This is a genomic window from Glaciecola sp. 2405UD65-10, assembly GCF_048820975.1.
Taxonomy (GTDB): Bacteria; Pseudomonadota; Gammaproteobacteria; order Enterobacterales; family Alteromonadaceae; genus Glaciecola.
On the sequence record NZ_JBMEUF010000001.1, the window covers coordinates 2,284,582 to 2,296,711 of the forward strand.

Genomic DNA, 12,130 nt, shown 5'->3' on the forward strand with positions numbered 1-12,130 from the left:
GGTAATGAGTAAAGTAATGAATCGAAATAAAAATGCTATAAGCAAAGCACAAGAGCAAGGCTTCACCTTAATCGAAATAATGGTAGTTTTGTTTATTATAGGTATTATGGCCGCGGTAGTTGCGCCGCAAATTCTTGGCAATAGAGATGTTGCACAGGTTAAGAAAGCCGCCGTTGATATTCAACAGTTAGAAGGTGCGATGGAAAGATATAATCTTCATACGAATACTTATCCAACAACCGAACAGGGCTTAGAAGCCTTGGTAAGTGCTCCTACCATTGATCCTATTCCGCGCAGATATCCCGCCGAAGGTATTATCAAAAGATTACCTTTAGACCCATGGGGTAATGAATACGTACTGCTTAATCCAGGTGAGTTAGGTACCTACGATTTATATTCTGCAGGGCCTGACGGCTTGCAAGGTACTGAAGACGATATCGGTAATTGGAACATCAACGACTATCTTCAATAGTTATACCCCATGTTAAGCCAAATAAGCCCCGCTCATACCAAACAGCAAACAGGCTTCACTTTAATGGAGGTCATTTTAGTAATGGCCTTAATTGGCTTAATTATGTCAACGGTGAGCTATACCGTATTCTCTAGCAACATTGAAGAAGACATTGAAAAAGAAGTTCAGCGTTTACAAGTGGTCACTAGCTTAGCCAGTGACTACGCCGTAATTAATCAGCAAGAATTAGGCTTACTGATTGACGAAGAAAAACGTAGCTATGAATACCTTACCCTGAACGAAGAAAATGAATGGGAGCCTTTACTTGCTCATAAGTACTTTGAGTTACGTGAACTTCCAGAATCACTCTTTCTAGAATTAAACTTAGACGGCTTAGCCTGGCAAGAAGATGAAAGCTTGTTTGATTCACGTATTTTCGACGAGCAATTAAGCGTAAGTGAAGAAGGTGTTGAAATTGGCAATGAAGAAGATTTGCCGCCGCCCCCTCCTCAAATCATGATCTTATCCAGCGGTGAAATCACTCCCTTTGAACTTAAACTTAAATACAGCGATGACGATGATGAATTCTATTACCTACTAAGCGCTAAGGATACCATTCCACTGGAGCGAGAAGGCCCGCTATGAACAAAGCACAAAGTAGAGGCTTTACCTTAATAGAGGTGATGGTGGCTGTGGGTATTTTTGCTGTTGCTGGCGCCGCCGTCATGAAAGCGACCTATGAACATTTACGGGCTGTTTCAAGCTTAGAGCAACTTACTTTTGCGACCTGGGTGGCTAACAATCAAATGACCGAAAGCACCTTGCGTGCAAAAATTCAGTGGCCTTTAAAAAACAACGACAAAGGCGAAGTTGAATTGGCGGGGCAGCGTTGGTATTGGAAGCAAGAAGTTAAAAAAACGCAAGATGAGTCCTTATTCCAAATTACCATTATTGTGTCAGATGATGTAGATGGCAAAAATGAATTAACGGGCGTAACAAGCTTTATAGCGAAGCTTGAGTCATGATGAACACAACCTCGCTTTTTTTTACCACTTATAAATTGGACTGTCCTGAACACGATTTTCAAGCGCAAAAAGCAGTAAGTAGCGCACGCGGTTTTACCCTACTTGAAGTAATAATCGCCATCGCCATATTCTCCATATTGGCCCTTGGCGCCAACGCTATGTTGGTCAACGTAACAAGTTCAAACGAACTTTCAAACGAGCGTGCAAAGCAACTTGAAAACCTACAGCGCGCCATGATCGTTATGGAGCGTGACTTTTTACAAATGCAGCCTCGCACACCGCGCAGCTATGACGACAGCAACAATTTAGTGCTTAGCGGCGGCGAGTTTGAATTTGAAAGTGATGACTTCGGTGTGGGCTTTGTTCGCAGCGGCTGGCAAAACCCACAGCTTCGCTTAAAACGCAGTCATTTACAGAATATTGCTTACCGCCTACAAGAAAATCGCTTAGAACGTTTACACACCAATTACGTAGATGTTGTAATAGGCACAGAACCTAAAGTACGCGTGCTACTTGAGGGTGTCACCGGCTTCAAAGTAGAAGTATTAAAAGAAGTTACTCGCGAATTTAGTTGGTCAGACACCATTGTTAGCACTGAGTTACCCGCCGCAATTGCCATTACAATTGAAACCGATAGCTTTGGTGAAATACGCCGCGTGTTTAAGGTCAAAACATGAATTGGACTGTCCCAAGTACGCTATTTCAACACACCAAGGCGCGCCAAAAAGGCGTAGCGCTCATTGTGGTAATGCTAATAGTTGCGCTCATTAGCGTTTTGGCAGTAGAAATGAGCGGGCGTTTACAAGTCAATATTGCACGCACCTCTAACGTTAAGGCAAACAATCAAGCTTTCTGGTATGCCATGGGCGCCGAGCAATATGCAATGAGCGCGCTGCAAACCTTACAAAGCACATCAGACGACAACATCAATTTAAGCCAGCCCTGGACGCAAGATTTTGCATTTCCTGTGGAGGGCGGTTCAATAGAAGCTAAACTCACCGATTTACAAGCTTGCCTAAATGTAAACGCAATTAACTCCGAGCCAATAGTAAATTCCAGTGCCAGCAGTGCATCGTCTTTATCGCAACAAGCCTTCTTACGTTTTATTGAAAACTATATTGAAGACAGCTATGAGGCCGAAACCATTCGAGATTCACTGATAGATTGGGTAGATGAAGACGACATACCCTCATCACTAGGTGCAGAAGATAGTGATTACGAATCTCTCCCCATGCCGTACTTAGCCGCAAACACAACAATGAGCAGTTTGTCAGAAGTACGTTTAGTTAATGGTATAGAAGCTATTTTTCAATCTCAAGAATCGAATAAAATACTCGAAGCCTTGTGCGTATTACCCGAACTAAATATAAAAGTGAATGTAAACACTATTACCCAAGACAATGCGGTTGTGTTGTCAGCACTTTTAGGACAAACTTTAGATGTAGGCCAAGACATCATTAGTAGCCGCCCTGAAGATGGATTTGCAGAAATTGAAGATTTTTTGAAAGTGCCTGAAGTGGAAGCAAGCCAATTAACCGCAGACCAATTAGTTTGGTTTGAGGTTACAACTGAGTATTTTAAATTAAACACGCGAGCAAAGTTTAACGGTACTCAATTTAGAATGTCGACTATATTCAAATTAGAAGACGAAACGGTAAGTGTCATCAGTAGAGAATTTGGAGGCGCATTTTAAATGCAGCGTTTAATAATAAGATTAGGGACAAACATAGAAGACCCTATCCACTGGCTAGTATTCAGTGATCAAGAAAATGAGATCATTGCTTCAGGGCAGTTGCAATCAGCCGCAGAACTCCCCAGCCTGAAAGAGCGCGCAAGTAACGCTGAAATGATAGCTTTAGCCCCTGCCAGCGATATCTATTTTGCCAAAGTAGACCTGCCAAAGAAAGGTGCACGTAAAGTAATTGGCGCTATTCCTTTTATGATTGAGGAAGAACTGGCCAGCAACATAGATAGTTTATTTTTTGCCTTAGGTGACAACCAAGATGATAAACAAGATATTGCCGTAATAGCTAAAACCACTATGGCTGAGTGGCAAGATACCTTAAGTAACGCAGGTTTGTTTTGCCCCGTGCTTGTGCCAGATGCACAGTGTTTACCCTCAAATGACGGTATTAGCTTAGTGCAAATTGGCCAACAGCTGCTAGTGAAAATGCCTGATGATAAATATTTACAAGGTGAGGTAAGCTGGTTACTGCCCTTGGCACTTGAGCAAGCACAAAAACAAGCATTAAGCCTTTATTGCTACAGTGAAATTGACAATTGGCCGGCTGATCAAAACGCTCAATTTGTTTTTGACCAACTGCCCATGCAACTTCTGCTTGATGGCGCAAAGCAATCAAAGCTCAATTTATTTCAAGGCGAATATGCCGTTAGGCGCAAAGCCAATCCTACATGGGATAAGTGGAAAATTGCGGCATCTTTAGCTGCCGTAGCAATCAGTCTAAATTTAATATTTACTGCCACTGAACTTAGCGCAATTAAAAGCGAACGCGCCGACGTGCGCGAGCAGACTGCACAAGCTGTAAAGCAAGGTTTTCCGCAAATGGGTAACTACCGATTTTGGCGCACCGCGGTGGAAAAAGAAATGCTCAAACTCGAACAAGGGGGCGGCGATTTAAGCATGCTAGCAATGCTTACTCGCCTAGTGAAACCTTTTGAGGCCTCAGGGGTAAAACCTCAGAATATAAGATTTGATGCCAAGCGCTCTGAACTTCGCATGCAATCAGTGGCGAAAAGCTTTGAAGCCCTAGACAAATTTAAGCGCGACGCTCAAGGCCTTGGTTTTGAAGTAGAACAAGGTGCTATTAATAATCGCGGTGACGAGGTTGTTGGTGTAATTGTGGTAAAAGGATAACAATGAACGCTTTAAAAACATGGTTCGCAAGTATATCTGAACGCGAACAAAAACTAGTCATTGCTGGCGCCGTTATAGGCACATTAGGCATATTTTATTTTTTAGTTTGGTCACCTATTCATAGCGCTATTGAAACCCAGCGCAGTGCCCTAGCGACGGAAAAGCAAACCCTGGCATGGGTGAACGAGCAAGCCAACCGTGCTCAAGTATTGCGCCGTTCAGTCAGCAAAACATCATTTAATGGCTCGCTTACACAACTAGTGAATAAAACCACGCGTAGCGCAGGCATTCCTGTTGCACGAATGCAGCCCCAAGGAGATGAGCTGCAGGTGTGGATTGACCAAGTGGCATTTAACGACCTAATGGCGTGGCTAGAACAGCTTGAGCAACAAGGTGTTATGATTATTCAATCAGATGTGAGCGAAGTTGACCTAGCAGGTTTCGTAAAAGTACAGCGCCTTCAATTAGGAAAAGCATAACGTGAAAAAATGGCATTGGATTTTGTTAGCGGTATTCACTTATTTGCTATTTTTAATTGCTTATACCCCGGCTTCCTTAGTCAGTGAATTAATACACAAGCAAACGAACAAGCAAGTCACCTTGTATGGTGTAAATGGCACCTTATTTAGTGGCAGTGCTGAACAAGTGTCGGCACAAGGCATACATGTAAATAACGTACAGTGGGAATTATCGCCGTTGTCGTTACTCATGCTGAAAGCCAAGCTTGATGTAAAGGGCGGCAATATACGCAACAAAGATGATATTTATGTAAAAGGTAAACTAAGCGCATCTTTGCTTTCGCCTGAAAAGTTTAGCCTGCAAAATGCATCATTATTCGTTCCTACTAAAACCTTACTTTCACAAATTAAACTACCTGTGTTTGTAACCGCTTCTGGCCGCTTTCGAGTAGACGTAAATGAACTTAAATTTGACGAGGGCTGCCAAGCGCTTCAAGGAAAAGGTAATTGGTTAGAAGCCGCCGTAAATGTAAATAAGAAAGAAATAGACTTTGGCACGTTTGAAGCTGCTTTATCGTGTGATACCCCAGGGTTTGCAGTGCAAATACTGCCTGGAAACCGTTTATCTTTAGACGCGAACCTGAGTATTGCGCTAAATGGGAAGTATAAAGTGACTGGCGAATATGCAATCGACAACAGCTTACCTAAGGAAATACAAGAAGCGGCACGGTTTTTCGGTAAACCTCAAGGAAATGGCCGCTACACCATTTCGTTTTAAGTATAATTTGATGAGGCCACGGCTTTAGCCCTAGGCCTCATAAAGCTCAGCAAAAGTATACCGGCAAAGTGCCAATATAGTGGCTGATTCATAAGCGCTAGCGCGAGTTTCTAAGCCTTGGGTTAATTGTCCAATAGCCCCGCCCTTTTGTTTAATATTAATCGTGCCAAACAAATTATCCATCGCCGTACCTAACTCCTCACCCTCAAGCAATTTGCTGTAAACTTTAATCGGTAAAGGTAAGGTGGCCGACTGTCCAAAACTCATATCGACCTTGTTAGTAATACAAAGTATGGCGAAGGTTTTAGGCCCATCTTCAAATACATCGACACCGCCTTCATAAGCAATATAATAATCGGCTTCAATGGCTTCCTGCGCGGCAAGCACACGGTTATACGCGCCTAAGCGGGTTTCCTCAAGGTTCATGGGTTGGTCAGGCACGCCTGAGGGCACGCTAATACTTTCCACCTCAACCACCTTGGATGAAAATACACGGCTAAAGGCTTGAGTAGCCGCGGCTACTTTTATAGGGTTTTGTGATGCAACAACCACCTTTAGGTTTTGCTGGGTAGATGACATAAATTTCCATTCAGTATGCGAAAAGTGGCCGCGATGTGCCAAATATGCTTAGACTAGCATAATCTCAATGTAGCGCGTGCATAAAACAGTATCTATCTTATGCCATGCGAAGAGTGCCAAGCGTTTATGCTTATGCTAAGGTGCAGTTATATAATAATAGTGTATCGTGTAAAGTTGTAATGAGTAAAATAAACCAAGAAAAAAAGTTGCCTGAAATACAGGCACGACGCACAGTGGCACAAAGCCGTTTTTTTAAAGTTGAACAAGTAGATTTAGAATTCAGCAATGGCGTTAAACGAGAGTTCGAGCGCATGGCAGGTAGTGGCCGCGGCGCGGTTATGATCATAGCCCTTACCGATGACGATCATTTTTTACTTATTCGTGAGTACTCAGCAGGTACACATTCCTATCAAATTGGTTTCCCGAAGGGCTTAATAGACCCGGGTGAAAACCCTGAAGAAGCGGCTAATCGTGAACTTCAAGAAGAAGCAGGGTTTAAAGCCGAAAATTACACGCCGCTTAAACAACTTGCCATGGCTCCCACATTTTTTGACGCGCACATGCATTTACTCATTGCAGAAGGCTTGACCGAATCACACCTTGAGGGTGATGAGCCGGAGCCGCTTGATGTGATTAAATGGCCCTTTGATGATATTGCATCATTGTTAGCCCGTGATGATTTTTGTGAAGCCCGAAGTGTGGCCGCCTTACTTTTATTACAGCGCTGGAGAAACGCTTAATATGATGTCAAACGCAATTAGTGAACTGCTTGAAATTGCTAAAGAAGCTGCCGTTAAGGCGGGTGTTGAAGTATTAGATATATACGACAAAGGCGACTTCGAAGCATACGAAAAAGAAGATGAAAGCCCTGTAACGAGTGCTGATTATCGCGCCAACGAAATTATAATGGAAATACTCCAAACGCGTACGCCCAATATTCCCATTATGTCAGAGGAAACGCCCTTAGCCGCCCTTGATGAGCGAAGTAAGTGGACGCGTTATTGGTTAATAGACCCAATTGATGGCACGCAAGAATTCATTGCTCGGTCGGGTGATTTTGCGATAAATATTGCGCTGATTGAAAACAATCAGCCCGTAATAGGCGTTATTTATTGGCCGTGCGGCGAATCATTGTATTTTGCTAGTAAAGAGCAAGGCGCTTATAAGCGTTGCTCACGTGAAACGAAACCCATTTCCGTGCGTAAATTTGAAGTACCTAGCGAAGATGTGATCATGATTGCTATTAGTCGCAGGCAATCTAGAGAGCGTATATTTGACCGTTTAACTGACAAACGCAGTTATCAAACTCTGCCTACCGGTAGCTGCTCCTTGAAGGCTTGTTTTATTGCGGAAGGCCAAGCCGATGTATTCATGCGCCTTGGCGTAACCGGAGAATGGGATACAGGGGCTTCTGAGTGCATTATCAACGAAGCCGGCGGCTCTATTAAAGCAGCAACTTTTGACCCAATTACTTATAATCAAAGAGAAAGCGTAATAAACCCTGATTTTGTAGTATTAGGTGATCAACGTGTGGACTGGGAAAGTATTATACACTACAAGTAATTTTAGAGGCCAAATATGAATTTACACAAAGCATTTTCAGCGTCGTTAGTTATCGCAACGCTTTTTTCAGCATCTTTTGTTGTGCAAGCTAAATATACCCTGAGCCAAAGTGATAGCCAAATTAACTTCATTTCAGTTAAAAATGATCGCGTAGGTGAGATACATTCCTTTGATAAATTCAGCGGTACATTAAGCAATGAAGGTAAGTTGAACGTAGAAGTAGCGCTTAGCTCGGTCAATACCGCTATTGATATTCGAAATCAGCGAATGCAAAACCTTTTGTTTAATACCGACGTTTTTCCTAACGCCACTTTTTCCGCGCAAATAGAGCCTAGTTTGCTTGAACTCTCAGCGGGTGAATCAACTACTACAACGGTAGCCGTGCAATTAAGCTTGCATGGGCAAAGCGTACCAATGGAATTTACATTGCGCGTAAATGCGCTAGCGCCTGGTAAAATTCAAGTGAATACGCTGGTGCCTAGTTTACTTAATGTTGATGATTTTGATTTAGGCAAGGGCCTTGAAGCCCTAAGAGAAATCGCAAAGCTGCAAAATATTGCTTATAGCGTTCCCTTAACCTTTAATGTTGTTTTTGAGGCATAAAGGGAGTGTAGCTTAACCTACAGCTCGTTAAGGCTTGGCAATTATATTGACCGATTCATGCTCTTCAGAATATTCAATTACGGCCAAGCCTTCACGCAATTGTTGTTTCACTAAAGCTACTTTTTCATCCAAGCTGAGTTCTTGTTCGCCATAATCGGTCCCCTCTCGTAAAACTACGCTTTCAACAATGCTGTTTAGCGTATCGTCTTCTAGTTGGTCAAACGGGATCAACATGTTAATTCACTCACAAAGTCTGTTATTCGAGGGGGCAACCATAGTTTATCACGAGCCGATAAACCTGTTAAAAACCCCACATGGCCGCCATATTGGCTAAGCTCGTAGGCAATATTACTATTAATTTGTGTTTGCGTAGGAATAACTTTGTCATTCATAAATGGATCGTCGGCGGCGTGTATAATGAGTGTTGGCTTTTGTATTTTATGAAGGTCAGGTAAGGCACTGCACTTTGTATAATAATCATCAGCATCTTTATAACCATGCAGTACTGAGGTTATATGATCATCAAATTGGCGAAAACGGGTCATTTTATGAATGTCGTGGTTTGATACAAGTAAGTCATTAGACATATCTACTAGGTGCATTTTTTTAATTATATTGGCTTTCATACTGCGCATAAGATGGCGCTGATACACTCTTGCAAAGCCTTTATTTATTGCTTCAGAGGAAGCCGCTAAATTGAGCGGAGCACTTACCGAAACACTGCCATCTATGGGTAAGTGCGAATAGTTCGCCATTAGCTTCATTAGCATGTTACCGCCTAGCGAAAAACCCACTGCCAATAAGGGCAATGCTGCATAGCGCTGCTTAATAATAGGGATAATGAATTCAGGGTCAAATGTGGCTCCCGAATGGTAGGCTTTAGGCCGTAAGTTTGGCTCACCGCTACAACCTCGAAAATGCATCAGCACGGCCCCAAAACCAGCATTATTCAAACTAATAATCAAATGCTTTATATAATGCGATTCACTTGAGCCCTCTAAACCATGAAATAGCACAACCATCGCTTTGGGCGAATCAGGCACTGACCACGCTAAATCTAAAAAATCGTTGTCAGGAGTGGTAATACGCTCTGTACGCATTATGCAATTGGGCGATTTTATAAAAAACTTGGGCACAATGGTTTGTAAATGGGGATTGCGCCAAGCAAAGCTAGGCCTAAAACTAGCGGCTTGAATTTGCCCAAACTGAGATTTGTGTGGTGTGTGCATAAGGCTAGCGGCCTACCGTAGAAAATTGCTGAACAAGCACTGATATTTTTTGCCTAATTAACGTGCTTTTTTCAAGCTTCTTATCTGAACTCAAATCCAAACCGGGACAGTCCAAATTATTATTCGCAAAAAAATACGCGCTCTTAACCAGCTCGCTTTTTAGGTTTTCAAACGCATAGGAAATATTGGTTAATACTGGGCGCTTAAGTATATCGCTAGCGGCTTTCACTATTGCCTCTTGTTGCTCTTTTTCACTCATAATTTCAGTAGCCATTAGCGCCTTATAATATGCGCTAAGTTTACATTTGGACTGTCCCGAACAAGCTAAAGCGAAGCGTATCCGCTTTGCTCTTAAGCGTTTTGTACGCTCATCTAGCGGCTTAATTGCTTTAAAAATATGCGAAATATCAGTGGCATATAGCATGTAACCTTTGCTGGCTAAAAATCCTGAAAACAAAAGTATGTTCACATTCAAATTAGCTTCATCTTGTAAGTATAGTAGGCAGTCTTTCGTTTGACCGGCACCATAAACACGCAAAGAGTACTGCCAGAATGCATCGCTCGTAACAAAAGCACTATTTACACTCACAAGGCTACCGCAGCTTTAGCATCAAACTCAGCCTGCGCAGCTTCTAGGCTTTCTTGGGCATCTAGCCACTCAAGCTCCACTATTTCTAGCTCTGATTTTGCTTTTGCTTGTTCATCTATTATTTGTGTTAGCTGAGTCTTTTTATCAGCCTCATAAAGAGAAGTATCAGACATCGCCTCCTCAATTTGGCTAAGCTGTGCATTAAGCTCATTCATCTTTTTCTCGCTACTTACCAAAGCGCTGCGAAGATGTTTGGTTGATGCTCTAAACTCTGCTTCCAAACGCTTTTGCATTTTTCGGTCAATAACAGGAGCTTTGGGTTTATCTTCTTGTGCCTTTTCATTCTTATTATTAAACAACCAACTTTGATAATCAGTTAAATCTCCAGAAAACGCGCTAACCGCCCCACTATCTACTAAGTAAAAGTCATCACACACACTTTCTAATAAGAAGCGGTCATGCGATACAATTACCATGGCGCCTTCAAACGCCTGCAAAGCGTAAGCAAGGGCTTCTCGCATATTCATATCAAGGTGGTTTGTTGGTTCATCTAGCAGCAACAAGTTTGGTTTGGTATACACTATTAAGGCCAATACTAAGCGCGCTTTTTCGCCACCTGACATTGGCGCTACCTTTTTAAGCGCCTCATCACCTTTAAACCCAAATCCGCCTAAATAATCTCGTATTTGTTGATCCGTTAAACTACGATCTAGCGCCAGTAAATGGTCAAAAGCTGAATTATCCATGTTCAAGGCTTGCACCTGATGCTGCGCAAAATAGCCAATTTTCAAACCCGCCGATACCGTATACTCTCCTTGCAAGGGGTGTAATTCACTCGCCAGCAACTTAATAAAAGTAGATTTACCCGCTCCGTTTCGTCCTAACAAACCAATGCGGCTACCCGGTACTAAATTAAGATGAATATCAGACAATATAACCGTTTCGCCGTAGCCAAGTTGTACCGCTTCCATGTTGATCAAAGGGTTCGGCAGTTTTTCGGGCTCTTTAAACGCAAAGGAAAATTCATTGTCTTGCTGAATAGGCAATAAAGCTTCCATTTTTTCAAGCTGCTTTACACGGCTTTGCGCCTGTTTTGCTTTACTGGCTTTGGCTTTGAATCGCAAAATAAATGAATTTAAATGCTGTTTCTTTTGTTCTTGCTTTTCGTAATGTTTTTGCGCCAGCGCAAGTCGCTCGGCACGTTGCTTTTGAAAGCTTGAATAGTTACCGGTGTAGGTAAACAGTTTGGTATCTTCAAAGCTCACTATTAAATTAGCGCAAGCGTCAATAAAGGCTTGGTCATGCGAAATTAATAACAAGGTGCCGCTATAGTTTTGTAAATAGTCTTGCAGCCAAATTACCGCATCTAAATCCAAATGGTTGGTTGGTTCATCTAACAATAGTAAATCAGATGGGCATAACAGCGCACGAGCTAAGTTAAGTCTCATTTGCCAACCACCTGAGAAACTTGCCACGGTTTCGCTTAAGTTTTGTTCAGTAAATCCTAAGCCCGCTAAAATTGTTGCGGCGCGGGCGTTTACATCATAAGCGCCAGCGTGCTCAAGCTTTTCATGTAAGCTTGCTATGGCTGCGCCGTCATTGGCCTGCTCAGCGTCAAGTAAGGCTTTTTGCACTTGACGTAAATGAGCATCGCCGTCAATTACGTAATCAAGCGTTGTGCGCTGGGTATCATCAATATATTGCGAAATGGCGACCACGCGCCATTGTTTTGTAATGGAGCATTCGCCAGCGTCAGCTGAAATTTGGTTTAAAAGCAGTGAAAATAAGCTCGATTTACCGCAACCATTTGGGCCAATAATAGCCGCTTTTTGCTTTGCGTAAATTTCAACATTCGCATTATCAATCAGAGTTTTTATACCACGTTGTAGGCTTAAACCTTGTAGTTTTATCATAAGGGGCTTCTAGAAAATTAAGGTGTGCAGAATATCAAAATTCAAAGGGGTGATCATTACTTACCGC

General features: G+C 42.5%; 16 protein-coding genes. 11 read left to right on the forward strand and 5 right to left on the reverse strand.

Going from position 1 to position 12,130, the window contains the following annotated elements:
* The first annotated feature begins 4 nt into the window (after positions 1–4).
* From gspG to ACOI22_RS10215, 8 genes are read left to right on the forward strand one after another with little or no spacing between them, the layout of a single operon-like run.
* A complete protein-coding gene (gspG, locus tag ACOI22_RS10180) occupies positions 5–472 on the forward strand; it encodes a type II secretion system major pseudopilin GspG (RefSeq protein ID WP_420671918.1) in 468 nt (155 codons plus the stop codon).
* Between the two features lie 9 nt (positions 473–481).
* Positions 482–1,096: a type II secretion system minor pseudopilin GspH gene (gene gspH / locus ACOI22_RS10185; RefSeq protein WP_420671919.1), complete on the forward strand. Its 615-nt coding sequence runs from the start codon at positions 482–484 to the stop codon at positions 1,094–1,096.
* Positions 1,093–1,476 carry a type II secretion system minor pseudopilin GspI gene (gene gspI, locus ACOI22_RS10190; RefSeq protein ID WP_420671920.1) on the forward strand — a complete coding sequence of 128 codons (384 nt, stop codon included), beginning with the start codon at positions 1,093–1,095 and terminating at the stop codon, positions 1,474–1,476. Before gspH ends, gspI begins: the two co-directional genes overlap by 4 nt.
* Positions 1,473–2,153 (forward strand): type II secretion system minor pseudopilin GspJ, encoded by a 681-nt coding sequence (gspJ, locus tag ACOI22_RS10195; RefSeq protein WP_420671921.1) that lies wholly within the window; start codon positions 1,473–1,475, stop codon positions 2,151–2,153. Before gspI ends, gspJ begins: the two co-directional genes overlap by 4 nt.
* Positions 2,150–3,169, forward strand: coding sequence for a type II secretion system minor pseudopilin GspK (gspK, locus tag ACOI22_RS10200; protein WP_420671922.1), 1,020 nt, complete (start codon positions 2,150–2,152; stop codon positions 3,167–3,169). Before gspJ ends, gspK begins: the two co-directional genes overlap by 4 nt.
* On the forward strand, positions 3,170–4,351 hold the full coding sequence (gene gspL / locus ACOI22_RS10205; protein WP_420671923.1) for a type II secretion system protein GspL: 1,182 nt from the start codon (positions 3,170–3,172) through the stop codon (positions 4,349–4,351).
* 2 nt (positions 4,352–4,353) lie between these two features.
* On the forward strand, positions 4,354–4,830 hold the full coding sequence (gspM, locus tag ACOI22_RS10210; protein WP_420671924.1) for a type II secretion system protein GspM: 477 nt from the start codon (positions 4,354–4,356) through the stop codon (positions 4,828–4,830).
* 1 nt (position 4,831) lies between these two features.
* Complete coding sequence (locus ACOI22_RS10215) at positions 4,832–5,587, forward strand: type II secretion system protein N (RefSeq protein ID WP_420671925.1); 756 nt, start codon at positions 4,832–4,834, stop codon at positions 5,585–5,587.
* Positions 5,588–5,617: 30 nt separating this feature from the next.
* On the opposite strand, the gene yjjX is transcribed toward ACOI22_RS10215, so the two are convergent.
* A complete protein-coding gene (gene yjjX, locus ACOI22_RS10220) occupies positions 5,618–6,166 on the reverse strand; it encodes an inosine/xanthosine triphosphatase (RefSeq protein ID WP_420671926.1) in 549 nt (182 codons plus the stop codon).
* A 179-nt stretch (positions 6,167–6,345) separates the two neighbouring features.
* Here yjjX and nudE point away from each other — a divergent pair, with 179 nt between their 5' ends.
* From nudE to ACOI22_RS10235, 3 genes are read left to right on the forward strand one after another with little or no spacing between them, the layout of a single operon-like run.
* Positions 6,346–6,906: an ADP compounds hydrolase NudE gene (gene nudE / locus ACOI22_RS10225; protein ID WP_420671927.1), complete on the forward strand. Its 561-nt coding sequence runs from the start codon at positions 6,346–6,348 to the stop codon at positions 6,904–6,906.
* A gap of 1 nt (position 6,907) precedes the next feature.
* Positions 6,908–7,729, forward strand: a complete 822-nt coding sequence (gene cysQ / locus ACOI22_RS10230; RefSeq protein WP_420671928.1) for a 3'(2'),5'-bisphosphate nucleotidase CysQ — start codon at positions 6,908–6,910, stop codon at positions 7,727–7,729.
* 15 nt (positions 7,730–7,744) lie between these two features.
* Positions 7,745–8,332 carry a YceI family protein gene (locus ACOI22_RS10235; protein ID WP_420671929.1) on the forward strand — a complete coding sequence of 196 codons (588 nt, stop codon included), beginning with the start codon at positions 7,745–7,747 and terminating at the stop codon, positions 8,330–8,332.
* Between the two features lie 27 nt (positions 8,333–8,359).
* On the opposite strand, the gene ACOI22_RS10240 is transcribed toward ACOI22_RS10235, so the two are convergent.
* Genes ACOI22_RS10240 through ACOI22_RS10255 form a run of 4 tightly spaced genes read right to left on the reverse strand, consistent with a single transcriptional unit; the run spans position 8,360 to position 12,063 of the window.
* Positions 8,360–8,566: a YheU family protein gene (locus tag ACOI22_RS10240; RefSeq protein ID WP_420671930.1), complete on the reverse strand. Its 207-nt coding sequence runs from the start codon at positions 8,564–8,566 to the stop codon at positions 8,360–8,362.
* A complete protein-coding gene (locus ACOI22_RS10245) occupies positions 8,560–9,561 on the reverse strand; it encodes a hydrolase (RefSeq protein ID WP_420671931.1) in 1,002 nt (333 codons plus the stop codon). Before ACOI22_RS10245 ends, ACOI22_RS10240 begins: the two co-directional genes overlap by 7 nt.
* Positions 9,562–9,565: 4 nt before the next feature.
* A complete protein-coding gene (locus tag ACOI22_RS10250) occupies positions 9,566–10,150 on the reverse strand; it encodes a TIGR02444 family protein (protein WP_420671932.1) in 585 nt (194 codons plus the stop codon).
* Positions 10,147–12,063: an ATP-binding cassette domain-containing protein gene (locus ACOI22_RS10255; RefSeq protein WP_420671933.1), complete on the reverse strand. Its 1,917-nt coding sequence runs from the start codon at positions 12,061–12,063 to the stop codon at positions 10,147–10,149. The genes ACOI22_RS10250 and ACOI22_RS10255 overlap by 4 nt, the downstream gene beginning before the upstream one ends.
* Between the last annotated feature and the right edge of the window lie 67 nt (positions 12,064–12,130).